The sequence below is a fragment of the Acetobacter aceti NBRC 14818 genome (assembly GCF_000193495.2).
Taxonomy (GTDB): Bacteria; Pseudomonadota; Alphaproteobacteria; order Acetobacterales; family Acetobacteraceae; genus Acetobacter; species Acetobacter aceti.
In genome coordinates, this window is sequence record NZ_AP023410.1 from 2,806,450 (window position 1) to 2,831,830 (window position 25,381).

The window sequence follows — 25,381 nt, forward strand, 5'->3', positions numbered from 1 at the left end:
CGCCATGACTAAGGTTCTCGTTCTTTATTATTCCTCCTACGGCCATATCGAAACGATGGCTCACGCCGTGGCGGAAGGCGTGCGGGCTGCCGGAGCAGACGTCACTGTAAAGCGTGTGCCGGAACTGGTGCCGGAAGAAGTTGCGAAAAACAGCCATTTCAAGCTGGAACAGGCTGCTCCGCTCGCGACGACGGCGGAACTGGTCGAATATGACGCCATCATCGTCGGCGCACCGACCCGCTTCGGACGCCTTCCTTCCCAGATGGCGAATTTCTGGGATCAGACCGGCGGTCTTTGGGCAAAAGGCGCTCTACTTGGGAAAGTTGGCGCGGCGTTTACGTCAACGGCGAGCCAGCATGGCGGTCAGGAAACCACTCTCTATTCCATCCTGAGCAATCTTATTCACCATGGCATGGTGATCACAGGTCTGCCTTACAGTTTTCAGGGACAGATGACAGTGGATGAAGTCGCTGGTGGTTCGCCTTATGGCGCAACGACCATTGCTTCTGGCGATGGCTCACGGCAGCCAAGCACCATCGAACTGGACGGCGCGAAATATCTGGGCGGTCATGTTGCTGGAATTGCGGCCAAACTGCACGGATAAGATCTGAATGTCATAGCGCGTTGCGGCGAACCGCCAGTTCACTCCGATGGTAAAAGGAGGCACGCGGGTGTCCTGCTGTGGCGCGCTCAGGCGTTTTCTTGCTGACTTCCCGGTTTTCCAGAAAGACACCTAGCTGGAGAATGAGGTCAGAAAGTCTGGTATGAAATGCCGAATAATGATTGATCTTGTTTTAGTATTTATGATGGATATCTTCTGTTTTTTAAAGCTATAGTATTGGGATTCTATCAACTAAGGATAGCAGGCGTTGCAATTGAGTTTTTATGAGAACGTATGAATGGGATGGGGCCAGATTTCTGGCTTCTGAACCAAAGGTGCTGAATGGGTATATTGCATACGTTCGACGCTATGGTTCGGGCTGGCGTGAAGTCCGTGAGGCGGTCCGAATGGTAAGAAAGGCCAGACGGCTGGCGGCTTGTGGACCAGTTGTGCCATTCAGGCGCGCTCCTCGTAATGGAAAATTATTTATAAGATCAGGATAATATGTAAATGCCTTCTTTGAAGGTGTTTTTTGAAGAAATGAGTGAAATCGTCGCGGGTACGTTTGTCTGAATGACTGTCGTTAAACGCATTTTATGACTGCTTTTCAGCAGGAGTTCTCATTCTCCTGTGCCCAAGGCATCCTGGTGAAAGCTTCTGTTAGATAATCCATCACCACAGTGACTCGCAGCGGGCGGCGTGTGCTGGGAGGCGTGACCAGATAGATCCCGATCGCCGGGACGTTCCATTCGGGTAGAAGTGGAATGAAACGACCGTCTCTCACCCCTTCCCAGATCATGAATTCTGGAAAAATCCCGTAACCCAGACCAGCTTCCAGAGACGGCAGAAAGGCTTCTGCGTTGTTGGCGCGTATCAGCGCCTGCTGAGATAACATGAAAACATCGCCATTCTGGTGGATCAGTTTCAGGCTGCCGGGTGTATTTGTGTTGGTGTAGACAAAGCCTTTCAGTTTTGAGAGGTCTTCCGGATGTATGATGGAACCGACCCGTTCACACCAGACTGGGGTTGCGACGAGCATCAGTCGCACCGAGCAGAGTTTTCTGACTTTCAGAGTTGAGTCCGCGAGGGATGCGATACGGATGGCCATGTCGAACCCGTCCGCGACCAGATCCGTCAGTGCATCGCTGAAGTGAATGTCGAGCTCAAGATCAGGATGGCGGCTCAGCAGGGCAGGGAGCATGGGAGAGAGATGCTCTGTGCCAAAGGTCATTGGAGCGGCGATCCTGACCACACCGGAAGGAATGCGCGTGCTGTCACGGGCTTCGCTTTCCGCAGCTTCGGCGTCCGCCAGCATGCGGCGTGCATGAAGAAGCGTGTCGCGTCCTGTCTCGGTCAGTGAAAGCTGGCGGGAGGTGCGGTTGAACAGCGCAATGCCGAGATGGGCTTCCAGCCTGCTGACCGCCTTGGAAACGGTAGGCGTGGAAAGCTGGATGGCCTCAGCCGCTCTCGCGAATGAACCGTGCTCGGCAACCTTGACGAAAATGGCCCAGGCTTCGAAATCCGGCAGGCGCATGGCTGTTCGCATCCTTGTTGTGACCATCACGAAGGTGGGACTGTGATGGCACTCTGGAGAGGATACGTCCAGCGAACGTCCAGCGATGCGCTGAGTGATCTGATCGGTCCTACCCGGATGGTGTGGACCGATCAGGGATGTTACGGTGTCGGAAGTTTCAGAAAATTGATCACTGTCTCCGAAAACAGTTCCGGGTTCTGTAGGAACGCAAAGTGGCTGGTGTTCGGCAGGATCAGCAGTCCGGCCTGAGGAATGACCTGTGCAATGTGCTGGATATGCGGAAGATGGATCATCTCGTCATGATCGCCGTCCACAATCCACATCGGCGTGGTGATGGCCGCTACCTGTGCATCAGTCCAGTTCGGCTGGTCCGACCACATATGCTCAATACTGGCCTCGAATTTCCTAAAGCGTCCCGGTGACGGAGAGAGATGGCAGTATTCCTGCTTCGTGCGGGCGATGAACGCCTTCACTGTCGGAGTGTTTTCCGCCGAGGTGTCCACGCCATCCGTGGTGATGTTCGGCGCGAAAGAGAAGACGCGGGTAATGCGGTCGGGATGACGCAGCGCGAGGTCTATACCCTGAATACCGCCATCGCTCCAGCCGACGACCGCCGCACGCTCAATCTTTAGGTGAGAGAGCACCGCTACGGCGTCATCGGCCATGCGGTCATAGCCGATCGGTGTCTTGCCGAGTGAACTGCGTCCGTGCCCACGGGAGTCCACAACGATAACCTGATAGTGCGCTGCCAGCAGGGCGCGGGCCAGACCGCTCATATAGTCCGAGTTGGCAAGGCCGCCATGCAGCAGCAGAACGGGTTCGCCTTCTCCAGCCTGCGCGTAATAGATTTTCGCGCCGTCATCCATGCGGACATGACCGCTCTGGACCGGCAGACCGTTGGCGTCAGCGGACAGGGCCACGGGCGTCGGGGGAAGGATTTTCCACAACGGTACGCCTGAAGCCGTGTCAGTCTGGGCGCAGGCACCCGAGGCAAGGGCGATCAACACGGTTCCTGCGGCAAGCAGGTTGCGCATGGACGTGCGCACGGTGTGAAGAGGCATGGCGTTTCCTGTCTGGCTGCATAACGAGGTAGACACCGCATCACAGATGTTTCTTGTTGGCAACGGTTCTGCACGCATGGCGGCAAACAGACAATTCAGGGCGAAACCGCGATAGTTAAATCATTGTGAAGTGACGCTTCATGAAAAGTCTCTTGCATTTTCCCGATTCAGGGTCACATAGTTGGAGACGTTCTCAGGGCGGGGTGCAATTCCCCACCGGCGGTAATCGCTCCCGAAAGGAAGCGGAAGCCCGCGAGCGCCTCCTTCTTATGAGGGAGGGTCAGCAGATCCGGTGTGATTCCGGAGCCGACGGTATAGTCCGGATGAGAGAGAACAGCGGAGCAGAACAGACACCCGTAGTGTGTCCTGTGAGTGCTGCCGTGCGTCCGCCCTGATTCGACGTGTGTGTTGTGTCGTGGTGGCGGACGAGGTGAATGACCGATCGTTCTGTATATCTTCAGGCAGGAAAAGCGTTCCATGCAGCGATCGCGGAAGCGCGCCGTTTTGTTGGCGCCACCGCGCCCAATCCGCCTGTTGGCTGCGCCCTGCTTGATGCGGAGGGAGCAATCCTCGCTGTGGGGGCGCATCATCGGGCCGGAACGCCGCACGCTGAAGCCAATGCCCTGCGATCCTGCGCTGAACGCGGTCTGACTGATCGCATCGCCACAGCCATTGTCACTCTCGAGCCCTGCAACCATACGGGCCGGACACCACCCTGCTCCGAAGGGTTGCTGGCGACACCGGTAAAAACGATCTGGATTGCCTGCGCTGATCCCAACCCGAAAGTGGCCGGTGGTGGCGCAGCCAGACTGGAAGCGGACGGTCGTGAAGTGCGTTGGCTGGAACGTGAACAGCACCATATTCCCGATGGTCCCACTCTGCTTATGCAGTGCCAGGGGCTGATCGCGCCGTTTATTCGCTGGAGCGTGGAACAGCGCGCGTGGCTGACGGTGAAGCAGGCCGTCAATATCGATGGGCTGATGGTGCCGCCCACGGGCCGGACAACCTTCACCTCCAATGCAGCGCTGGATCTCGCGCATCGTCTGCGGCGTGCGACGGATGCGGTCGTCACGGCTGGCGGAACCGTTCGTGCTGATCTGCCGGGGCTGGATGTCCGACGCATTGACGATCACACGGGGCGCAAACCCCGTATGCTGGTTGTCTGTTCCCGCACACGGGAAGTGCCGCAGAACTGGCTGAGCATGGCGGAACGTCGCTTTGACGTGATCTTTTCTGATTCTGTCGAAGAAGTTCCGCAGCGTCTGGCAAAGGCCGGTGTGCTGTGGGCGCTGGTAGAGGCAGGTCCGACGTTGCTCGGTGAGTTGCGGGGGCGGAGCCTGTGGGACGACTGGCTGCGGATTGCGGTACGCTCTGACGGCAACGAGGATTTTTCAGTTGAACGGCGTCATGACGTGACACCGCTGGCGCTCTTCGATGAGTTGGCCGGGGCCGTACTCGCTGGTCGCAGTGAATGTGTGTGAGAGGACGTATGTTTTCAGGAATCATCGAACATCTGGGGACGGTCGCAGCGGTTCAGGCGGGAAACGCGTCCTGTATCCTCGATATCGACACGGGAATGACCGACGTGATCCTTGGCGAGAGCATCGCCGTGAACGGTGTCTGCCTGACGGCGACGGAGTTCAATGAAGAGGGGCGCGTCCGCTTCTTTGTCAGTTCCGAAAGTCTCGATCGCACGGCACTCGGGCGGCTGAAGGAAGGCTCACGGGTCAATCTGGAACGTGCTGTCACACCCGCCACGCGCCTGTCAGGACACATCGTGCAGGGTCATGTGGACGGCATAGCGACCTTCTGCACGGCGGATCTGGTGGGCGATGCCCGGAAGCTGGTTTTCGCAGTGCCCGAAGCATTGCGCCGTTACATGGTCGAGAAGGGATCGATCACGCTGGACGGCATCAGCCTGACGCTGAACGCCGTGAGCGAGCCAAAGGACGGGGAATTCACCATCGAGGTGATGATCATTCCCCACACATGGGACCACACCACGCTTGGCGCGCTTTCATCGGGTGATCCGGTGAATGTCGAGGTCGACGTGATTGCAAAATATGTGGAGAGCGTATGTCAGTATCGATAAAAGACAGGATGCCTCTCTCGCTGTTGCGGGCGGTCGAGGCAATCCGTGAGGGTCGCATGGTCATCATGGTCGATGATGAAGACCGTGAGAACGAAGGCGATCTCGTCATGGCCGCCGAGTTCATGACGCCAAAGGCGATGAACTTCATGGTGACGCACGGGCGTGGCCTTGTCTGCCTGCCGCTCACGCCGGAACGTGTCGAGCAGCTTGCCCTGCCGATGATGGTGAAGGTCAACAACGCTCCGCGCAGCACGGCTTTCACGGTGTCCATCGAGGCCAATGAAGGTGTGACGACCGGTATTTCCGCCCATGACCGCGCCCGCACGGTGCTGGCCGCCGTTGCACCGGATGCGAAACCGACAGACCTCGTTTCGCCAGGGCATATTTTCCCACTGCGCGCAGCACCGGGCGGCGTGCTGGAGCGTGACGGTCATACGGAAGGCTCCATCGACATTGCCCGTCTGGCGGGTTGCGCTCCTGCTGCCGTAATTTGCGAAATCCTGAGTGAAGACGGCACAATGGCGCGTCGGCCGGAGCTGGAAGTGTTTGGGCGCAAGCATGATCTGCCGATCGTCTCCATTGCCGAACTGACGGCATGGGTGCGCCAGCATGGAACGTCGCCCGTCCTGAGTGAGAATGTGGATGTCGATCCGGTGTCCGCCTCTGTCGTGGCGGAACTGGCTGAGGCGCGTCTGCCGACGGTGTATGGTGGCGAGGATCTGATGATCCACGCTTTCCGCGATGCCGAAGGCGTCGAGCATGTGGCGCTGGTCAAAGGTGATCCGGCGGCGAAGGGTGCTGTGCCGCTCGTGCGGATGCACTCCGAATGCGTGACGGGCGATGCGCTCGGTTCGATGCGGTGTGACTGCGGTAACCAGCTTCAGAAGGCGCTGCGTGAAATCGGACAGGCGGAGAGTGGTGTGCTGCTTTACGTCCGTGGGCACGAGGGGCGCGGCATCGGTCTGGGCAACAAGATCCGGGCTTACGCCTTGCAGGATCGCGGCATGGATACGATCGACGCCAACCACGAACTCGGTTTCGAGACCGATCAGCGTGACTGGGCTGCGGCGTCGGCTATTCTGCGTGATCTGGGTGTGACGACGCTGGATCTGCTGACCAACAACCCTTCCAAGGTCAAGGCGCTGGAAGATCGTGGTTTTACCGTGCGCAAGCGCATCGGGCTGGAAGTGACGCCCAATCCGTTCAACCGCGCCTATCTCGACGCCAAGCGGAAACGCATGGGCCATGCCCTGCAGGCGGAATCCGTTCCTGCACCGGCTGTCGTTCGCTGATTTTCTTCAAAAAGGTTTTTCTCTGACATGAGCACACGTTCTCCTGAATCCATGCCTTCCCTTCACCTGATACCGGCTCCGCGTCTGGCGCTGGTTGTAAGCCGTTTCAATGAGGACGTGACAGGCGGTCTGCGCAACGGTTCCATCGAGTGGCTGGGCGAGCATGGCATTTCAGTTGCGGATGAGGATGTGTTTCTCGCGCCGGGCGCGTTCGAGCTGCCGCTGCTGGCCCAGACTCTGGCGAAGACCGGTAAATATGAAGGCGTGATCTGCCTCGGTTGCGTCATCAAGGGTGACACGGCGCATTTCGAGTTCATCAGCCTTGGCGCGACGGTCGGTATCCAGCAGGCTTCGCTGGCGACGGAAACGCCAATCGCGTTCGGTATCCTCACGACCTACACCGAGGTTCAGGCTGTGTCCCGTTCGCGTGCGGATGAGCACAACAAGGGGCGTGAAGCTGCTGCTGCCTGTGTTGAATCGATTGCACTGCTGCGTCGTATCAAGGGCTGAAACAGGGAAACGGAACATCATGGCGCACGAACGTATTTTGAAAAACAGCTTCTTCACGGTGCTGCTTTCAGGTCTGGTTCTGATTTCCGGCATGGTGTTCCAGTCCGACGTCGCGGACGCGCAGAGCCGCTATAATGGGCGCGCGTCCTCGACGGCCAGCCGGACGGAGGGGTACCGTCAGAGCGGCACGTCCCGGTCGATGCCGCGATCCGGAACGGCTCTGACAACGACTTCGAGGCTTCCGGAAAAAAGAGCTCAATCTGCACGACCGGAGCGGATCGGTGGTCCATACCGCTCAGTGCTGACGCCGCGTGCTGCTCCGGAAGCGCCCGTTTTTCCGCACACGGCAAAAGCGGTTGTGCCGCAGTCCTACAAAAGCGAATACATTCCGGCTTCATCTGCAAAGCGATGAAATGATGCTGTTTGAAATATTCATCTGATACAGTGACGATGTCGAAGATGATTGTTTTTTGTAAAGTGTCATATTTCTGTTTTCCGGGTGCCAGTATAGAGTTGATCAGGTCATTTTTCCCTCTGGTGCATGAAGTGCATGCGTGGATGACTGTCCTTGCCGTCGGGAGAGGCTTCGGCGCGCCCTTACAGCGGGGCGCACCCTGTGCTATCAGTAGCAGTCCTTATCCACAGCAGGCCGTGCAGGCCGTGACATGACGGAAGAGCCTTGACCGAGAACTCAGACCTGCCCGCTTCGCCCTCCGACCTCGTTCCGGTTGCAATCGAGGAGGAGATGCGCTCCTCCTACCTTGCCTATGCGATGTCCGTTATCGTCAGCCGTGCCCTGCCGGATGTGCGGGACGGGCTGAAACCTGTTCACCGCCGTATCCTTTACGCCATGCGCGAGAGCGGGTTCACGGCGGACAAGCCCTACCGTAAATCGGCCCGTGCGGTCGGTGACGTGATGGGTAAATATCACCCGCACGGCGATTCCTCGATCTATGACGCCATGGTCCGCATGGCGCAGCACTGGTCGATGCGCGTGAAGCTGATCGACGGCCAAGGTAACTTCGGCTCGGTCGATGGCGATAGCCCGGCCGCCATGCGTTACACCGAAGCCCGTCTGGCAAAATCTGCTTCATTCCTGCTCGATGACATCGACCGCGACACGGTCGACTTCCAGCCGAACTACGATGAGAGCGAGAACGAGCCGACCGTTCTCCCGGCTTCCTTCCCGAACCTGCTGGTCAATGGCGCAACCGGCATCGCCGTCGGTATGGCGACCAACATCCCGACGCATAATCCGGGCGAGGTGATCGATGCTACGCTGGCGATGATCGCCAATCCGGATATCACGCTCGAAGAGCTGATGGAGATCATCCCCGGCCCGGATTTCCCGACTGGCGGCATTATTCTCGGGCGCGCGGGCATCCGTTCGGCGTTCGCCACGGGTCGTGGTTCGGTTGTCGTGCGAGCGAAGGCGGACTTCGAAGAGATCCGCAAGGATCGCAAGGCGATCATCATCACCGAGATCCCGTATCAGGTGAACAAGGCGACGCTTCAGGAGAAGATCGCCGAGCTGGTGCGGGACAAGACCAGCGACCGTCATATCGAAGGCATCTCGGACATCCGTGACGAATCGGATCGTTCCGGCATGCGCGTGGTGATCGAGCTCAAGCGTGACGCCACACCGGAAGTCGTGCTGAACCAGCTTTACCGCTTCACGCAGCTTCAGAGCTCCTTCGGCGTCAATATGCTGGCCCTGAATGGCGGTCAGCCGCAGCTCATGGGTCTGCGTGAGGTGCTGTCGGCCTTTATCGCTTTCCGTGAGGAAGTGATCATGCGCCGCGCCCGGTTCGACCTGAACAAGGCGCGTGATCGTGGTCATATCCTCGTCGGTCTGGTGATCGCCGTCGCTAACATCGACGAGGTCATCCGCATCATCCGTGCGGCTCCGGACGCTGTCACCGCCCGTGAACAGCTGATGGCCGCCGAATGGAATGCCGCCGACGTCGAGCCGCTGCTGGCGCTGATTCATGACGAGGGCAATGTCGTCGTCGATGGTAAGGTCCGCCTGACCGAAGCGCAGGCACGCGGTATTCTGGAACTGCGTCTCCAGCGCCTGACCGGCCTTGAGCGTGAGAAGATCCAGAACGAGCTGTCCGAAGTGGCGGTGAAGATCAACGAGCTTCTGGAGATCATCGGCAGCCATATCCGCCGCATGGAAGTCATGCGCGAGGAACTGCTGCTGGCGCGCGCCGAAATCGCCACGCCACGCGCAACCGAAATCGCGGACTATGCCGGGGATCAGGACGATGAAAGCCTGATCGAGCCGGGGCTGATGGTTGTGACCATCACCCGTGACGGCTTCATCAAGCGTACGCCGTTGGAAGTGTTCCGCGCCCAGAACCGTGGTGGCCGTGGCCGGACCGCCGCCGGACGTCGTGGCGACGATATCGTCGTCCGTTCATTCAACGCGCATACGCATCAGTGGGTGCTGTTCTTCTCCTCCGGCGGCAAGGCTTACCGCGAGAAGGTCTGGCGTCTGCCGGAAGCCAGCCCGACCGCGAAGGGCAGGGCGCTGGTCAATCTGCTGCCGGATCTCGGCGGCGACGAGATCACAGCCGTTCTGCCGCTGCCGCAGGACGAGGAACTGTGGGAAGCGCTCCACCTTGTGTTCGCCACGGCGAGCGGCGGTGTGCGGCGTAACCGTCTCAGCGACTTCCAGAACATCCGCTCGTCTGGCCTGATCGCCATGAAGCTGGATGAGGGCGACCGCCTGATCGGTGTGGCGACCTGCCGTGAAGGTCAGGACGTGTTCCTCGCCACCCGCAAGGCACGCTGCATCCGCTTCCAGATCACCGACGAGACGCTGCGTGTGTTCGCAGGCCGTGGCTCGACCGGTGTGCGCGGCATCCGTCTGGCGGAAGGTGACGAGGTCATCAGTCTCTGCGTGCTCAACCATGTTGAGGCTACGGTTGAAGAGCGGCAGCTTTATCTGCGCGCCGCCAATGCCAAACGTCGTGCGGAAAACGCGACAGACGAGGCTGACGCCGAGGAAGCCGGCGTCGAGGCGGAAGAAGCCGTGCTTGCAGAAGACTCGGCGCTGTCCCCCGAGCGCTTCACCGAACTGGAAGCGGCTGAGGAAATCCTCCTGACCGTAAGTGACGGTGGCTTCGGGCGTCGTTCATCCGCCTATGATTATCGTGTCAGTGGACGTGGCGGTCAGGGCATCGCCAACATGACGTTCTCCTCCAACAAGCGCGGCTCCGAAGTGGTGGCCACACTCCCCGTGCTTCCGGGCATCGATGTGATGCTTGTGACTGATGCCGGTCGTTTGATTCGCGTTCCGGTCGATCAGGTGCGAGTCATGTCGCGTCAGGCCAGTGGCGTCACGCTGCTGCGTCTGGACGGCACGGAAGCGGTGACCAGCGTGTTCCCCGTTCTGGAAGATGACTCTTCCGACGGCGATGACGATGCTGGCGCGGATGGAGAAAGCGCGAGTAATGAAGGCTGACAGACCCGCACGGGTCGGATTCTATCCGGGCACGTTTGATCCTGTGACATTCGGGCATCTGGATGTCATCGAGAGAGCGGCCCGGCTGGTTGACCGGCTGGTGATCGGCGTCGCAGTAAATGCGGGTAAAAACCCGCTCCTGTCCATTGAAGAGCGCGTGGCGTCCATAGAGGAAGCGGTGCCACCGTTGGCGGAGCGATCCGACTGCGAGATTGTGGTCATGCCGTTCAATGAGCTTCTGGTCGATGCGGTCAGGCGCACGGGGGCGAGCATCATCGTGCGGGGGCTGCGGCTTCTGGTAGATTTTGACTATGAGGCGCAGATGCTGGGCGCCAACCGTCGCCTTGCCCCGGAAATCGAGACGATTTTCCTGATGGCGTCTGAACGGACCCAGTTCATTTCCTCGCGGATGGTGCGGGAAATCGCCCATTATGGCGGGGATATCAGGGAATTCACCCCGCCGGGAGCCGCTGCAAGGGTGACTGCACGTCTGGGGCGTTAATTCCGTAACTTTGCGTTTCGGGTTTTGTGCCGTAAGCCGTTCGGAGCCGGTGCTTCTGTCTGTGCGGAGCACCGGGTTCCTGTACGTGACTGGATGGGCACATGACTGACAAAAACGATATTCTGAACATGGATCTGGAAAGCGGGCGCGTTGTGATCCGCCTGCGTCCGGATCTCGCGCCTCTGGCAGCCGAGCGGATGCGCACGCTGGCCGCCGAGGGCTTCTATGACAACACGCCGTTCCACCGCGTGATCGAAGGCTTCATGGCGCAGGGTGGCGATCCGACCGGCACCGGCACCAGCGGCAGCAAGCTGCCCGACCTGAAGGCCGAGTTCACCCGTGCGGCGAAGTTCGAGCGTGGCACGATCGGCATGGCGCGCACGATGAACCCGGACAGCGCCAACAGCCAGTTCTTCATCATGTTCGAGCCTTCCCCGCATCTGGATGGCCAGTACACCATCGTCGGTGAAGTGATCGAGGGCATGGATCTGGTCGACAAGATCAAGCGCGGCTCTGGCGCAGGCGGCACCGTCAAGGATCCGGACAAGATTCTGAAGATGCGTCCGGCTTCTGCTGAAGCCTGATTTAAAGGCCTGATTTCAGGTTTTTATGGCGATGGCTGTTGACATGAGCGGCAGCCGTCGCTACCCGATTGCCCGTGGCGAGCCGGTAGCTCAGCCGGTAGAGCATTCGACTTTTAATCGAATGGTCGTGGGTTCGAGTCCCACCCGGCTCACCATTATATAAAGAAGATAGCGGCTATCAGCTATTTTCATACAGATTGCGAAGATTGTTCCTGGGGCAATCTCCTGCTTTCCCTTCTCGGAAATTGTTGGCCTGATTGTCACACAAATTGTGTGATCATCCTCTTTTAAATGCTCTCTATATCGCAATGGTAAGGCGTCTGAAGTTCTCTCGGGCTGACAAAGACTGCATGCGATCGAGCGGATAAAATTTCTTGCTGAAGCTTCATCTGTATGGCTCCTGATGCGCACAGGATGAGGTCTGTTACCGGATACAGCTCCTAAACATCCCCATCGTGAATGGTCGTTTCTCGGTTTTCGGAAAAATCTTCTGGGATCAGGCAATTTCTTGCCAGCCATGCCATCGGATGATAGCGGTTTTGTGGATGGATTTCGGTTTATTCCCTATAATGCTCTGGCGAATAGGGAATGATAACGACAGCTGCCGTGACGAAATCCTGCGCAAACAGGCTGTCATTCCTCCCTGCAGCCGATCCGGAAATGCAGCAGGTGTCTTCCGGGATGACAGGGGAGTGACGACCGAAAGCGGGTACACCTGATGAAGCTGCGTCATATCCTTCTTGTTGCCGTAAGCCTTGCTCCTGCACAGGCCTATGCGAGGGGCGTGCTGCCGGGGAGTGCCGGAATGCCTTCCGATGGCAACAATGCGTCGACAGACACTTCCTTCCCGGATAGTGACCGTGGTCCGACCGGCCCGATGTCGCCCACGTCACTTTATGCCGGGATGGTCGGTAACGCGACGATCGGCAATCCTGGGGTCTATGCGCCGGAGGATCTGCCGGTCACGCTGACATTTCCTCCAAACAGTCTTGGCGAGGCTGCTGCTGCATCTGTGACGGCCTATACCGCCGTGTCTGCCCGCGTGGTGTCACGAGGCAAAAACTGTGCTGCAGGGTCAGTGTTCACGGTCGCCAATACCGACACAAAAATCACTGTCTCCGATGGTAATGGCCGGTTTGGGTCAGAGGTGAAAGTCTCGTCTGGCGGGAGTGGACCAGCCAATGTGATCCCGGCCAATCCTGTGACGCCGACAAGCGACCGTTCCTCCTGCAGACCGCCAGTGTTCAATCTGTCATGGGGAGTGTCGGCCATCAGTCTGGCCAATCAGGGCTGGGGATACACGTCAGCGCCCACTGCGACTGGTGGAGCTTCAACGGCCGCGGATGCAGAGGTTGCATCGGTCACGACTATGCTGGGGGATGCGCCTTTCAACCTATCAGAGAAACTGATCGCGACCTCGCGGATTGGTGCCGCCAATGGTGTTGCGGCACTGGACGGTTCGGGACATGTCACAGCGCCGATTTCATCGTCTGACCTCATTTCACAGCACACATATATTCGCGATCTCCAGCCGAAATCGGAATTCCCTTCGCGCAATTACAAGGCGACTTTCTTCGATAACCTGCAGGACCCCAGTACAAATCCCGACACGATCCTGTTTGGCGGTCATCAGAAATATGATGACGCCTTCATGAAGATTACTGCGCAGACATATAGTCGAGGCGATCTCGGTGGCGCGGTTCTGTCCGTCACGGATTCCGACCAGCCGACATTCAACATCCGTAATGGGGCCGGTCTTGATGACGCCATTACAATGTTCCTGCAGTCGAAAGATACAGCGCCCCGTGTGGAGGCGGGACCGGAGATCACAGATCCTGTCGACAATATGCGGCACACGGTTGCGTTTTCAGGTACCGGTCTGACAATAACGCCCGCTTTGCCTGACGTGGAGGTCGCACGCATCAAGAAAAAGATGCGTCTTTACACAAACTGGAAGAGTGGCAATGCCACTGACAGTGGCGGCATTAGCGGCATTGCCATGTCACGGCACCATATATTTGTTAAACCCAATGTATATTATGCCTATATTGCAGATGTTAAAAATACCGGCTCCGCAACAGCCATCACTGTGTACAGGGATCCGGACAGGCAGGAAATTGGCTGGCGCAATGAAGTCAGCAGTTCTACTGACTATCCGGGACACTCCTCCGGTGACAGTATTGATACGACGACAGACACAGCGTCCTCTGCGCCGGGGCTGATCTGGCCGTATAGAAAACCCTCCGTCTTCATCGGTCTGGCGAACAAGAAGTTTATTGCCAATCCCATGTCACAAATGACCGCGCCGACCGACACGCTCACGCGGGCGCAGGCAGGATATGAGGTGGATATTTATACACCAGAGAATTTTGCTGATTACAGCAGGTTCATATCCGGTTTCACCATCGCGCCCAATACGAACGGACACAGATTGTCCGACGACAGCTATGTTATGCATCTCGGCGGCACCGGCTTCCCGCACATGCTTGAGATTGCAGCAGGCGCAGAAGCGTCCAACATTGTCGGCAGCAGTTTCTATGCTGGTACGGTCGGGTATGGTGACGATGACACATCACCGGAACCGGTGATGGCTCAAGGCTATGCCAAATTGATGGCCGAGACCACGCAATACACATCACCCAACCAGTCAAATCAGGTGGTAGGAGGGCATCCACATTCTCTGGTTACATATCAGCAGCGCATGACCGATGACACAGACGGCAGCCACATCAATGCCAATGACGTGTCACTGAACATCCAGGAAGAGTTTGGCGGCGGATCGCCTGATTATTATGGTCACGGCGGTCTTGACGGGATGATGCTCGGCAAGGTCCGGTTTTTTAACGGAGACGTTTATCTCTGCGCCTCTCAGGAAGGCACGGTAACGGCTGACACCGTTGACGCAAAAGCATGCGGCGTTGTTGTCACCAACGACGGCGTTCAACTCAATACGGACACCTTAACCGGCAAGGGCAAGGCCTTCATCATCACCGCCCCGAATGGCACGAGAAATAATTATATTTACAGCACCAACAGTTCTGCCGTGTTGAACGGTTCATGGACTGCGGCAGGCGGTGTAACATTGAACGCTGGCGCCACGGTCGGGGTTGCGCAGGGGGTCGCGTTCAGGCCTGCCGGATATACAGACGGTCAGCAGGTACCCATGCTGGTGGGTGAAAATCAGACAACGCTCAAGCTGGTGACCAATGCAGGCCAGCCGTCCTCCCTGAATGCATATAATGTTGCGGCGAAGGGAACGCTTTCTGCCACAAGGCAGATAAACAATGCGGTCGCCACATTCGCAAAACTGACGTCTTCTGCCGTCGTCGGGACGCAGGAGTTTTGCTCTGACTGCTATTCCCATTCCAATCCCTCGAAAACGCGAGGCATCCCGGTATGGTGGAATGGTAGCAGATGGGGTGACGCGCTGGGACAGGCCGTGGGGCATTAGCTTCAGAGAGTTATCCCAGGTCACTCGCCTCAGAGTCGCTTAGAAATATCCGCCAACATCATATTGGAGAAGAAATGGCGCTCGGCGCATAGGCTTGTCCGGAAGTACGTGGACTTCTGGTTGATGTCATTCCAGACGGCGAAAATGCGTAACTGTCACGTATCTGTGCCGATTCCTGCCGGAATCCTCATTTGCGGCGTATATTCCGTGAAATTAGATGATTCTTAAGCCTCTGACCTTACCTCTTGATCCCATAGCCGACTGTATCAACAGAGCCTTCTGTTGGTGAAACAGGGATGGTGACTGCCTGAGTGCAGACATGTCCTGTCGGAGGTGAGGTCACGCGGTTTCGGGGAACGGATGGCGGAAGAAGCTGAGACGGCTGATGCTGAGGTATCGCCTCCCAAAAAGAGTAAAAAGAAGCTGGTGATGCTTGCTGGAGCATTGCTGGGCGTTACGCTGCTTGGTGGGGGCGGATGGTATTATAAACAACACGCTGCGCAGGCGGTGAAAAAAGACGTGCCAGTCGTGCAGGAGGAGCCGTTTCTCGTCGATATTCCGACGGTGATCTCCAACCTCGAAAGTTCATCGGGGCGACCGGTTTTCGTGAAGCTCACGGCGAAATTGCAGGTAAGGGGCGCAACCCAGCAGCAGGTCATGGCGCAGATGCCGGAGGTGCAGAATATCTTTCAGTCCTATCTGCATGAAAGTTCTCAGGCGGACCTGAACGGCAATGGAATCTATCGTCTGCGTGAGGCGCTGCTGGCCCGCATTGCCGTACAGATTGCTCCGATTGAGGTGAGAGACGTTCTCTTCACGGAGTTTCTGATTCAATGAGTGGAGCAGAGGACACAGTCAACGCGTCCATCCCGCGTCCCGAGCCGACCGCAGCCCTGAATGAGCTTGGTCGGGGAGAGGACGTCGCGGCCTCGGCAGAGAATGAAGCCGGGCAGGATGGCGAAGAGGAAGACGCTTTTGAGCGTCCTCTGGACCAGTCTGAAATTGATGATCTTCTTGGCAGTGTCCTCATGTCAGATGAGAGCGCTGAGCCGGTCAGCGGTCTTGAGCGGATCATCGGTGCGGGGCTGGTGGCCTATGAACGCCTGCCGATGCTGGAGGTGGTCTTTGACCGCCTCATGCGGATTGTGTCCACATCACTGAGAAGTTTCACGAACGATAACGTGGAAGTCTCTCTTGATGGGATCAGTTCACTACGGTTTGGAGATTATCTGAATTCGGCGAGGACCTCCTCTATTTTTGCGGTCTTCAAGGCGGAAGAGTGGGAGAATTACGGATTGATGGTGATTGATTCATCATTGACCTACTCCATGGTGGATGTGCTTCTGGGAGGTGCGAGGAATCCCCGGCCACTGAATGTCGAAGGGCGTGCGCACACCACGATTGAACGTGCTCTCGTTGAGAAGATGGTTCGTATCGTCCTCTCAGACCTGAGCATAGGATTTGATCCGATCTGTGCCGTCAATTTCAAGTTTGAACGGCTTGAAGTGAGTGCGCGGTTCGCAACGATCTGCCGTACGTCAAACGCTGTTTTCATGGCGCGCATGCGGGTGGAAATGGATGATCGGGGCGGAAATATCGATGTCATTCTGCCGTATGCCACGCTGGAACCGGTGCGTGAGCTTCTGGTGCAGCAGTTCATGGGAGAAAAGTTCGGCAGGGATCCGGTGTGGGAGGCCAACCTTATTGATCACCTGCAGGACACGGATATCGTTCTCGATGCGGTTCTCTCTGAACAGACCATGAAATTTTCTGAAGTCTCTGATCTGAAGCCGGGATCTGTTCTGATCCTGGAGCAGGAAGTTGGAGCACCCATTGATCTTCGGTGCGGTTCTGTTTCGCTTTTTATGGGAAAATCGGGACGGAAAAAGGAACAGATGGCCGTAAAAATTGAAGACGACCTTCTGGTTGCCCGCACAATGTTTCAGTCCCCGGATGGGGTGTACTCCTGATATGGAGATTATAGTATGACTGCATCTGAATATATTATTGAAATAGCACTTTGTATTCTTCTTGGTTTTGGAATTTTCTATAGTATTCATCTTGGGCGGGCTCTTGCCATATTGCGCAGGGATCGTCGGGAGCTGGCCGATCTGGTGGCGCGTCTTGATGAGAGCGGTCGACGCGCTGAAGATGGTGTGGAGAAGTTGCAAACAGCCGGAGAAGTCAGCGGTCGCTCCCTCGGGCGCATGATTGACCAATCCAGAATGTTGCAGGGTGAACTTGAAGCTCTTTCGACAAGAGCGGACTTGATTGCCGGACGTCTTGAAACGCTGGTTCGTGAAAACAAGTTTCCTGAAAAGCAAAAAACTGTTGAGGAAGCGATGGATCCCGTCTTGGCGCAACCTCCTGCTCAGGTCCCTGGGACATCGCCCGAGCTGGTGACGGGTGCTGATCGGGGAGGATTGCCTTCTCTGCCGACCAGTCCCAACCCGGGTGTTCGTCCTTATGAACAAAGACTGCGCCAGCGGACGGCAGCCGAGCAGGATTTGATCCGAGCGTTACGGATGAGCTAGTCGAATGCCGAAACTGCCTTTTTCCCGTATTTTTCAGCTTTCATCCTGCCTGATGGGCGGCTTGCTGTCACTGAAGCTGTATCTTCTGACCAGTTCACTCCTGTTCGCCAATACGCCTGACGGGGCGGCGGCGATCTCTGCGCAGGGAAAAAGCCAGACTGCTGGACTTACTGATGCCCAGTCTTCAACTGGTGGAGGTACGGCTCCTGCACCTGAAGATCAGGTTTCTGCAAATGCAGGAACCGGCAAAGCTCAGGCCGTGAAGTCGCCCTGTTCGGAAGGAATGACCTGTATAGGTCAGCAGGACAAGCCCGAACTGGATGTGGATCATAGTGCTGATGAAGCGCGGACGGGCCTGTTGCAGGATCTGGCCGGGCGTACGAAGCAGCTTGATCAGGAGAGCCAGAACCTTGAGGAATTAAAAAGAAGCATTGATGCATCCCAGGCTATTCTGGAGCAGCGGATGCAGAAATATTCAGAACAACAGGCCGTCGTGAAGAATCAGGCAAAACAGAAGCAACAATTAAGCGATGCCGATGTTGATCGTCTGGTGAAAATTTATGAGGCAATGGCTCCACGTGACGCCGCATCCATTTTCAATGTACTTGATTTTCAAGTAGTGGTACCGGTGATGACAAAAATGAACCCGAGAAAGGCTTCTGCGATTCTAGCAGGGATGGTGCCTGAACGGGCGATGATGGCTACCCAGTTGCTTGCCGGTGTGCCGCGCAGGACTCCTGTGGTTCGTATTGGAACAAACGGCTAGATCGTTTGAAAACTGAATTATGTGCCGCGGCTTCAGTTTTGTAGAAAGTCGTATGGTGGAGCGGGAATAAGGCGTGCGGATCAGATTTTCTTTGACGTTGTGGCTTGCAACGTGCCTGACTTTTCCCGCTTCTTCTTATGCAGAAGAATCGAACACTGCGGCGCGTCTTTTGGTGCCACAGGATAAAGAGGCGGCGACTCAGCCAGTCGATGGATCTGTTGCTGTTTCGGAACAACCGGCTGTTCACCATTCTGTCCGGAGACACAGGAGCAGGAAAGAAAAGCCTTCTGCCTCCACTGTTCCGGTATCCTCTGTCCCAGAGAATACACAGCCACAGGCATCGCCGGGAAGTTTGCCTGAAGGCTGGCAGGCAGAACGTTTCAGCACGCAGTCCGATGTTGATCCGCGGAAACCTGCTGACAATGCTTCTCCGCAAGCAGGCACGCCATCTGTGGCCCCGGCGAAGACGCCCGCACCTTTACAGCCGGAAGAAAACGGGTCTGCCGCCGTCAACAAGATCTTCCTGCCGCTGGGAGACGGTGCCGGTATTGGCGCGTTCTGGAGCGGCAACGATTTTATCATCGTCTCCGACCGCGCCACGCAGATGGACACTTCTGCCCTTCAGGGCACCGGGGTGTTTTCTGCCGCGACCGTTCAGACCATAGGCAATACGACGATTGTCGCCTTTCATTTCAACCAGTTGATCCCGCTGGAAATGCATAAACAGCCGGGCGGCTGGATTCTGGCGGTCAGAGCTGAAAACGAAGCACGGCGGCACGCCGTGATTACGCCACAGGTGCAAGATGGTGGTCTTCTCTATCCCATGCCGCAATCAGGGCGTGTAATTGAACTTTCTGACCCTGCGTCGGGTGCCCGTCTGCTTGTGGCGACATCTGTGGAAGAATGTCCTGGTCCGTTACTGCGTCGGCACAAACTCGGCTACGAAATCTGGCCTTCCATCCAGGGGCTGGTTTTCGCCCTCGAAGCTGACCAGATCGAGGTGCGCAAAGGAAACGGAGGCGCATTTCTCGATGTCCTTGGCAAGGACAGTATTCCGGTGGATTCGGGTGCCGAAGGCGCCGTGGCGGACGATCGGGTAGACTGGTCCTGGCTCGGGTTGCGTTCACTGAATCCGGTGATGCTGAAGGAAGACTACCGTCGTCGCTGGACGCAGGCGGCGATGCAGCCTCCTGAAGACCGGGGAGAAGCCAGACTGGCAGCGGCCAGAGCCGCATTTGCAATGGGTGATGCGCGGGAAGCACAAGCGATTCTCGGGACGGCGATCGAAGACAATCCGGAACTCGCGCTCCAGCCTAATGTGACCTTTCTACAGGCAGCGTCCAATCTTCTTGCCGGGAATGCGGAAGGGGCATCGGCTCTAGCAAACCCGGAGGCAGGTTCGGATGGTGTGCTCTGGCGCGGGCTTTATATGGCCCGAAGCGGAGGCAATCCGTCCAAGGCAGCGGCCCTTATGGCGCAGGGTTTCTCAAACCTGCAGAGTTATCCAGAACCTTTGAAAAAGCAGATCCAGCCGGAGGTGGCGACCTTCATTGCACGTTACGGCTCCGATGAGGACCGTTCGGTGCTTGAGCCGTTACCTGCTGACGGACGCTTTGATCTAGCCCGTGCTTTCATGACGCTGAAAGCAGGAGGTCAGGACAAGGCGCTGGCCATGTTCTCGCATCTCGCTTCTGACAGGAAACCTGAAGTTGCCGTTGTGGCAGCCGAGCAGGTTCTGGGGACGAAGCTTGACAACGGTCGTATCCGTCCGGCCGAAGCCGCCTCCGGATATGAAAAGCTGCTTTTTGCAGCCCGTCAGGCGGGGGTTGAGAAAGAGGTCAGACACAATCTGGTCGCAGCGCTGACGCAGGCGGGAGAATGGCCAAGAGCGCTCATCTCGGTTGACGACGATCTGCGTCTGTTTCCGGAAGATCGTATTGCCCTGGTGCCTCAGGTCGAGCAGATTTTGCAGCATCTTGCTGAAACAGACGGGCAGGCGGGAGGAACGAAGCCCGTTGAGCTGATTGACGCGGTGGCCATGATCGAGAGCCACATCGATCAGATACCGGATGGCCCTGCGAAGGGTAAGATTCTGGCTGGTCTTGCGCGCAAGCTGCAGGCGCTTGGATTGCCTGGCAAGGCTGCGATTGCCTTTGAACGTGCGTTGCCTCTTGCCTCTGATGATGCGCAACGTGCGGCATTGGGGGCTGAGCTGGCGCAGGCTGATATTGATGCCCAGCGTCTGGGGCAGGCGCGTCGCGCTCTGGATGAAACACAGGATCCCGGGGCGGACGCCACGCTGGCCTCGCGTCGGCGTGTGATTACCGCTGGCCTGCTGGCGCGTGAGGGCAGTCGTGATCAGGCGCTCCAGCTTCTGGGGCAGGATGAAAGCGATGCGGCCCTTGATCTGAAAGGCCGTATTCTGGAAGAGCAGCGGAACTGGCCGGAAGCCGTGCTTGTGGTGGGACGTCTTGCGACGAAAAACCTGCCGGAGATCGGCGCGCTCACTCCTGAGCAGCAGCAACTCGCCATTCGTCTTGCAACAGACGCTGGCCGTGCCAATGACTGGGGCACTCTGGATCGGCTGCGTGAATGGGTGGGTGGCCGACGGATGAGTGTTGAGCGTCAGCGTATCTTCACGCTGCTTGTGACATCCCCGGAAGATGAATTGCGCAAACGTGCCCAGCTCCAGTGATGATCAGGATTTGTGGAAAAAGCCGGATATAAAGATTTTTCTTTCCGCATGCCTGTCATGAATTTTTTCTTTCCGCATGCCTGTCATGAATAATGCCTGGGCAGGTCAGCAGGAATGGAATAAAACAGCGAGCCGTCCTGAGTGCGGTACGCTGAGGGGTTCATGTGATCGAATGACTGCCGGACATTTACGCCACTGACGACCTGGTTTTTCTCCGCTATTCTGTCGTTGCTCCCGTGCGATTGCACAGTAAGAAGTGCAGTCAGCACCCTGGTTTCTGTCTGAAAGTCATGTTTTGCCTGATTCTGTCCTGTCTTCCGGAACCCGCGGCGAAGCTCCGGCCCTTTCCCGTCGTGAAGAACGCAGACGGCAGACGCAGGATGCCCTGATCGAAGCGGCAATGCGACTGCTTGCCGAAAAAGGATTCGAGGGAACGACAACCGACGAGATCGCCGCCGCGGCCGGTATTTCCCGCCGTACCCTGTTCCGTCACTTTCCGACCAAGGCTGATCTGGTGACGGCCTGGACCCAGCAGATGACGGATGTTCTCAGTGAGCGAGTGCAGGCCTGTCCTCCCGAAATGTTGCCGCAGGAGGTGATTCGGGTCGCTCTGGAAGCTGTTGTCCCTCATATGGCCAAGACCCGGGAAGAAGCATTGGCCTTTGTCCGCCTGATTGAGCAGGATCCCGGCCTTCAGTCTGTCAGCCTGCATAAATATGCCTGCTGGGAAGACAGTCTGACGACAGTACTGGAACAACGCCTGCCAGACGTTGAGGGCAGGGCGCTGGCAGCGAGAGTGGCCGCCCGTTCCGGCATTGCCGCTTTCCGAACCGCCGTTGATGAGTGGATCCGTGTGAAAGGGCGCGTCGGGCTGGTCACTCTTATCCGACGTGTGCTCGCCCTGCAGATGGCCTGCTTCAGAGACGGCTGACGCACGTCGGACGAATAGAGGTCAAAGCGACTGCGTCCCTTTTGTGGGGTCCGGGCAAAGTCCCGAAACCCCAAGATGCTCTGTCCCGTATCAGTCGAGTCTGACGGAAGGACGGACCAGAGAGTCGACCCAGTCAGAGAAGCAGGACATGAGGCCACGGGTAAGACCGTACAGTTCAATCTGATGCTGACGGTAGAGCGCCAGATGTCCAAGACGGGCAGACAGGCCGCGGAAAATGCCGCCGCCAAACACGGTGCCACCCGGCAGCGTGCCCCAGCCATTATAATTGCCGAGAGCGACAATAGCGCCCTTGTTGTTGAACACGCAGGACGGAATCTCGCGCCCGTCGCGCAGCCATGCCGGGAGATGGCGCGCCAGATGATGCGCCTGCTGCCGGGCAACCTGCGCGGTCGGAGGTAGGGGATCGTTCACGATGTAGCTGCAATCGCCCATCGCGAAAATCGCCGGATCATCAATGGTCTGCAGATTGGGGTTGATCTGGATCTGGCCGGAACGGCTGAGCGAGAGACCGCCAAAGCCGGTGGTCACTTCCGGAGCCTTCACACCGGCTGCCCAGACGCGGAGGGTGGCGGGCACATGGCTGCCGTCTTTCAGGCTGAAACCGCTTTCATCGGCACCGGACACCATCGCTGAAGTGCGGACTTTTACGCCGATGCGCTCCAGTTCTTTCTGGGCAGCTTCGGAAACGGCTTCCGGGAAGGCCGGCAGAATACGGGGGCCGGCTTCCAGCAGCGTGATGTTCAGGGAAGGAGGTGTCTGGGAAAAACTGTGCAGGCCGACCAGTTCCAGCGCCTTGTGCAGTTCTGCGGCAAGTTGGGTTCCCGTGGCGCCACCGCCCACAATGGCGATATCGAGTGCGCCGTCACCCGCATAGGCGCGGAGCAGTTCCATGCGGAACTTCTCGTTGAATCCGTTGGCTTCGACCAGATTGTCGATGAACAGACAGTGCTCGGCCACACCGGGAGTGCCGAAATCATTGGCGCAACTGCCGATGGACAGGATCAGGGCGTCGTATTCGACGGTGCGGCCTTCCAGAACAATGGCGCCGTCGGAACTGTGTAGTGGACCAAGGACAGCCTCTCGCTTGTCCCGATCAACACCGATTACCTCGCCGGGCCAGAATTCGAAGTGATGCTCGCTGGCCTGCGCCATGAAGCTGATGCGGTCATTCTCGTTCTGGGCCGTGCCTGCCGCGAAGCAATGCAGCATCGGCTTCCAGACGTGAGAGAAACTTTTGTCGATCAGGGTGATCCGCGCCTGCCCCTGTTTGCCAATCGAATTGCCCAGACGGGTTGCCAGCGCCAGACCAGCGACGCCACCGCCAACGATCAGGATTTCGGATTTCTTACTCATGACTCTTTCCTGTACTCGCTGTGGAACGTCGGATAAAGGGGATAGGTGTGGGGAAGCGCACAGGCGCGCTTCCCCACTGTTGTATCAGAAGAAACCAAGCTTCTTCTCGGAGTAGCTGGTGAGAATGTTCTTCGTCTGCTGATAATGTTCAAGAACCATCTTGTGTGTTTCACGTCCGATGCCGGACTTTTTATAACCGCCGAACGCAGCGCCCGCCGGATACACATGATAGCAGTTCACCCAGACGCGACCGGCCTCAAGGCCTTTTGCGGTGCGGTGGCAGATATTGCCGTTACGCGACCAGACGCCTGAACCCAGACCGAATTCGGTGTCGTTGGCGATGGCGAGAGCCTCGGCTTCGTCCTTGAAGGTCGTGACAGCCAGAACCGGGCCAAAGATTTCCTCGCGGAAAATGCGCATGTTTCTGTCGCCACGGAACACGGTCGGCTCGACATAGAAGCCGTCCTTGAAGGCGTTGCCCAGATCAGGCTTGGCGCCGCCGGCCAGAAGCTGGGCCTTGTCCTCGTTGCGTCCGATGTCGATGTATTCCAGAATCTTGTTCTGCTGCATTAGGGAGTTCTGGGCGCCCATCATCGTGTTGGGATCAAGAGGATTGCCCTGCTTGATGGCCTTCACGCGGGGAATGACGCGCTCGATGAACTTCTCGTAGATGGATTCCTGAACCAGTGCGCGGCTCGGGCAGGAGCAGATCTGACCCTGATTGAGCGCGAACAGCGTGAAGCCTTCCAGCGCCTTGTCGAGATAGTCATCGTCATGATCCATGACGTCGGCGAAGAAGATGTTCGGTGACTTGCCACCCAGTTCCAGCGTGGCCGGGATCAGGTTTTCAGCAGCGGCGTGCGCGATCATCTTGCCGGTCGGCGTGGAGCCGGTGAAAGCGATCTTGGCGATGCGGGTGCTGTTGGACAGCGCAGCGCCGACATCACGGCCCAGACCGTTGACGATGTTCAGCGTTCCCGGCGGGAACAGGTCACCAATGAGCTCCATCAGTACCAGCATGCTGGCCGGCGTCGTCTCGGCGGGCTTCATGACGACGCAGTTGCCTGCGGCCAGAGCCGGAGCCAGCTTCCATGAGCCCATCAGCAGCGGGAAGTTCCAGGGAATGATCTGACCGACCACACCAAGAGGCTCGTGGAAGTGATAGGCGACCGTATCTTCATTGATATCGGTGATGCCGCCTTCCTGAGCGCGGATGCAGCCTGCGAAATAACGGAAATGATCGATCGCCAGTGGGATGTCGGCGTTCATCGTTTCACGGATCGGCTTGCCGTTATCCCAGGTCTCGGCGCGCGCCAGAAGCTCCAGATTGGCCTCCATGCGATCGGCGGCCTTGAGAAGGATGTTGGAGCGGTCGGTGATGGATGTGCGGGCCCAACCCTTGAACGCCTTGTGGGCGGCATCCAGAGCCAGCTCGACATCTTCCGCCGTGGACTGCGGCACTTCGCACAGCGTGCGTCCGTCTACCGGCGAGATGTTCTTCATGTATTCGCCCTTTACGGGCGCTTTCCACTCACCGCCGATATAATTGCCGTAGCGGGATTTGAAAGGGGGTTCCTGGTTAACCGACATGGGTAACTCCGTATGTCTGGTGTGCTGCCCGAGAGAAAGGCGGCAGAAATGCAATCAGGACTGGATTGGTCTTGATAACTGTATACCGATATATATGGACGAAGGGTGTGCGGCAACGTGTGGAGTGGTAACATAACTGTGATTTGTGGCACTGAGTGTCATTATAGTGATATAAAATAATGTTATTTATCAAAATGTTGTAAGGATAATTTTCGGACGAAAGAAAAATTTTTGACACGATGTCATATCAGCCGTCTTCCGGATGAAAGACGAGTCCCGGTTATTCCAAATTGCTGGGAAATGCCTGTTTGAAGGAAAGCATATCGGGTTCCGGATCGTCGGGTTTGGGGTTTTGAAACACACGACGCGCCATTGCCCGGACAGGGAGCGAGACA

Annotated in this window: 20 protein-coding genes, 1 tRNA gene and 1 riboswitch; of the genes, 17 read left to right on the top strand and 4 right to left on the bottom strand. The window is 57.4% G+C overall.

Annotation, left to right across the window (positions count from 1 at the left end; genetic code table 11):
* Positions 1-4: 4 nt before the first annotated feature.
* Complete coding sequence (wrbA, locus tag EMQ_RS12875; RefSeq protein ID WP_010668048.1) at positions 5-604, top strand: NAD(P)H:quinone oxidoreductase; 600 nt, start codon at positions 5-7, stop codon at positions 602-604.
* A 604-nt stretch (positions 605-1,208) separates the two neighbouring features.
* On the opposite strand, the gene EMQ_RS12880 is transcribed toward wrbA, so the two are convergent.
* Together EMQ_RS12880 and EMQ_RS12885 are read right to left on the bottom strand one after the other, a co-directional pair.
* A complete protein-coding gene (locus tag EMQ_RS12880; protein ID WP_018307890.1) occupies positions 1,209-2,135 on the bottom strand; it encodes a LysR family transcriptional regulator in 927 nt (308 codons plus the stop codon).
* Positions 2,136-2,275: 140 nt separating this feature from the next.
* Positions 2,276-3,196: an alpha/beta fold hydrolase gene (locus EMQ_RS12885; protein WP_010667189.1), complete on the bottom strand. Its 921-nt coding sequence runs from the start codon at positions 3,194-3,196 to the stop codon at positions 2,276-2,278.
* Positions 3,197-3,381: 185 nt separating this feature from the next.
* A riboswitch (FMN riboswitch) is annotated at positions 3,382-3,535 on the top strand.
* 95 nt (positions 3,536-3,630) lie between these two features.
* On the opposite strand from EMQ_RS12885, the gene ribD reads away from it, so the two are divergent.
* The 16 genes from ribD to EMQ_RS12965 all read left to right on the top strand — a co-directional run bounded on the left by ribD (position 3,631) and on the right by EMQ_RS12965 (position 22,022).
* Positions 3,631-4,677, top strand: a complete 1,047-nt coding sequence (gene ribD, locus EMQ_RS12890; RefSeq protein ID WP_010667190.1) for a bifunctional diaminohydroxyphosphoribosylaminopyrimidine deaminase/5-amino-6-(5-phosphoribosylamino)uracil reductase RibD — start codon at positions 3,631-3,633, stop codon at positions 4,675-4,677.
* Positions 4,678-4,685: 8 nt separating this feature from the next.
* Positions 4,686-5,288 (top strand): riboflavin synthase, encoded by a 603-nt coding sequence (locus EMQ_RS12895; RefSeq protein ID WP_010667191.1) that lies wholly within the window; start codon positions 4,686-4,688, stop codon positions 5,286-5,288.
* A gap of 8 nt (positions 5,289-5,296) precedes the next feature.
* Positions 5,297-6,580, top strand: coding sequence for a bifunctional 3,4-dihydroxy-2-butanone-4-phosphate synthase/GTP cyclohydrolase II (locus EMQ_RS12900; RefSeq protein WP_010667192.1), 1,284 nt, complete (start codon positions 5,297-5,299; stop codon positions 6,578-6,580).
* Positions 6,581-6,607: 27 nt separating this feature from the next.
* Positions 6,608-7,090, top strand: coding sequence for a 6,7-dimethyl-8-ribityllumazine synthase (gene ribH / locus EMQ_RS12905; protein WP_010667193.1), 483 nt, complete (start codon positions 6,608-6,610; stop codon positions 7,088-7,090).
* A 19-nt stretch (positions 7,091-7,109) separates the two neighbouring features.
* Positions 7,110-7,502, top strand: coding sequence for a hypothetical protein (locus EMQ_RS12910; protein ID WP_010667194.1), 393 nt, complete (start codon positions 7,110-7,112; stop codon positions 7,500-7,502).
* A gap of 267 nt (positions 7,503-7,769) precedes the next feature.
* Positions 7,770-10,559 carry a DNA gyrase subunit A gene (gene gyrA, locus EMQ_RS12915; RefSeq protein ID WP_010667195.1) on the top strand — a complete coding sequence of 930 codons (2,790 nt, stop codon included), beginning with the start codon at positions 7,770-7,772 and terminating at the stop codon, positions 10,557-10,559.
* A complete protein-coding gene (gene coaD, locus EMQ_RS12920) occupies positions 10,549-11,061 on the top strand; it encodes a pantetheine-phosphate adenylyltransferase (protein WP_010667196.1) in 513 nt (170 codons plus the stop codon). Before gyrA ends, coaD begins: the two co-directional genes overlap by 11 nt.
* Before the next feature lie 101 nt (positions 11,062-11,162).
* Complete coding sequence (locus EMQ_RS12925; protein ID WP_010667197.1) at positions 11,163-11,645, top strand: peptidylprolyl isomerase; 483 nt, start codon at positions 11,163-11,165, stop codon at positions 11,643-11,645.
* A 79-nt stretch (positions 11,646-11,724) separates the two neighbouring features.
* Positions 11,725-11,800, top strand: a tRNA-Lys gene (locus tag EMQ_RS12930).
* 563 nt (positions 11,801-12,363) lie between these two features.
* Entirely contained in the window at positions 12,364-15,096 is a 2,733-nt protein-coding gene (locus EMQ_RS12935) for a hypothetical protein (RefSeq protein ID WP_018307888.1), read from the top strand.
* Between the two features lie 360 nt (positions 15,097-15,456).
* Complete coding sequence (locus tag EMQ_RS12940) at positions 15,457-15,933, top strand: flagellar basal body-associated FliL family protein (RefSeq protein ID WP_010668695.1); 477 nt, start codon at positions 15,457-15,459, stop codon at positions 15,931-15,933.
* Positions 15,930-17,066, top strand: a complete 1,137-nt coding sequence (gene fliM / locus EMQ_RS12945; protein WP_018307887.1) for a flagellar motor switch protein FliM — start codon at positions 15,930-15,932, stop codon at positions 17,064-17,066. Before EMQ_RS12940 ends, fliM begins: the two co-directional genes overlap by 4 nt.
* A 15-nt stretch (positions 17,067-17,081) precedes the next feature.
* Positions 17,082-17,630 carry a DUF6468 domain-containing protein gene (locus EMQ_RS12950; RefSeq protein ID WP_010668897.1) on the top strand — a complete coding sequence of 183 codons (549 nt, stop codon included), beginning with the start codon at positions 17,082-17,084 and terminating at the stop codon, positions 17,628-17,630.
* 4 nt (positions 17,631-17,634) lie between these two features.
* Positions 17,635-18,396: a MotE family protein gene (locus EMQ_RS12955; protein WP_010668896.1), complete on the top strand. Its 762-nt coding sequence runs from the start codon at positions 17,635-17,637 to the stop codon at positions 18,394-18,396.
* A 352-nt stretch (positions 18,397-18,748) separates the two neighbouring features.
* Complete coding sequence (locus EMQ_RS12960) at positions 18,749-21,091, top strand: tetratricopeptide repeat protein (protein ID WP_010668894.1); 2,343 nt, start codon at positions 18,749-18,751, stop codon at positions 21,089-21,091.
* A 295-nt stretch (positions 21,092-21,386) separates the two neighbouring features.
* Positions 21,387-22,022: a TetR/AcrR family transcriptional regulator gene (locus EMQ_RS12965; protein ID WP_231367925.1), complete on the top strand. Its 636-nt coding sequence runs from the start codon at positions 21,387-21,389 to the stop codon at positions 22,020-22,022.
* Between the two features lie 90 nt (positions 22,023-22,112).
* On the opposite strand, the gene EMQ_RS12970 is transcribed toward EMQ_RS12965, so the two are convergent.
* Both EMQ_RS12970 and EMQ_RS12975 read right to left on the bottom strand, forming a co-directional pair.
* Positions 22,113-23,396, bottom strand: coding sequence for an NAD(P)/FAD-dependent oxidoreductase (locus tag EMQ_RS12970; RefSeq protein ID WP_010667210.1), 1,284 nt, complete (start codon positions 23,394-23,396; stop codon positions 22,113-22,115).
* 84 nt (positions 23,397-23,480) lie between these two features.
* Positions 23,481-24,986 (bottom strand): aldehyde dehydrogenase family protein, encoded by a 1,506-nt coding sequence (locus tag EMQ_RS12975; protein ID WP_010667209.1) that lies wholly within the window; start codon positions 24,984-24,986, stop codon positions 23,481-23,483.
* Positions 24,987-25,381: the final 395 nt, after the last annotated feature.

Bases quoted from the DNA above. Each gene is read 5' to 3' on its own strand.
- EMQ_RS12955 (WP_010668896.1), top strand. From the start codon at position 17,635: ATGCCGAAACTGCCTTTTTCCCGTATTTTTCAGCTTTCATCCTGCCTG.
- EMQ_RS12885 (WP_010667189.1), bottom strand. From the start codon at position 3,196: ATGCCTCTTCACACCGTGCGCACGTCCATGCGCAACCTGCTTGCCGCA.
- EMQ_RS12975 (WP_010667209.1), bottom strand. From the start codon at position 24,986: ATGTCGGTTAACCAGGAACCCCCTTTCAAATCCCGCTACGGCAATTAT.
- ribH (WP_010667193.1), top strand. From the start codon at position 6,608: ATGAGCACACGTTCTCCTGAATCCATGCCTTCCCTTCACCTGATACCG.
- EMQ_RS12940 (WP_010668695.1), top strand. From the start codon at position 15,457: ATGGCGGAAGAAGCTGAGACGGCTGATGCTGAGGTATCGCCTCCCAAA.
- EMQ_RS12970 (WP_010667210.1), bottom strand. From the start codon at position 23,396: ATGAGTAAGAAATCCGAAATCCTGATCGTTGGCGGTGGCGTCGCTGGT.
- ribD (WP_010667190.1), top strand. From the start codon at position 3,631: ATGACCGATCGTTCTGTATATCTTCAGGCAGGAAAAGCGTTCCATGCA.
- EMQ_RS12910 (WP_010667194.1), top strand. From the start codon at position 7,110: ATGGCGCACGAACGTATTTTGAAAAACAGCTTCTTCACGGTGCTGCTT.
- EMQ_RS12950 (WP_010668897.1), top strand. From the start codon at position 17,082: ATGACTGCATCTGAATATATTATTGAAATAGCACTTTGTATTCTTCTT.
- fliM (WP_018307887.1), top strand. From the start codon at position 15,930: ATGAGTGGAGCAGAGGACACAGTCAACGCGTCCATCCCGCGTCCCGAG.
- wrbA (WP_010668048.1), top strand. From the start codon at position 5: ATGACTAAGGTTCTCGTTCTTTATTATTCCTCCTACGGCCATATCGAA.
- EMQ_RS12925 (WP_010667197.1), top strand. From the start codon at position 11,163: ATGACTGACAAAAACGATATTCTGAACATGGATCTGGAAAGCGGGCGC.
- EMQ_RS12935 (WP_018307888.1), top strand. From the start codon at position 12,364: ATGAAGCTGCGTCATATCCTTCTTGTTGCCGTAAGCCTTGCTCCTGCA.
- EMQ_RS12895 (WP_010667191.1), top strand. From the start codon at position 4,686: ATGTTTTCAGGAATCATCGAACATCTGGGGACGGTCGCAGCGGTTCAG.
- EMQ_RS12900 (WP_010667192.1), top strand. From the start codon at position 5,297: ATGCCTCTCTCGCTGTTGCGGGCGGTCGAGGCAATCCGTGAGGGTCGC.
- coaD (WP_010667196.1), top strand. From the start codon at position 10,549: ATGAAGGCTGACAGACCCGCACGGGTCGGATTCTATCCGGGCACGTTT.
- EMQ_RS12880 (WP_018307890.1), bottom strand. From the start codon at position 2,135: ATGCGCCTGCCGGATTTCGAAGCCTGGGCCATTTTCGTCAAGGTTGCC.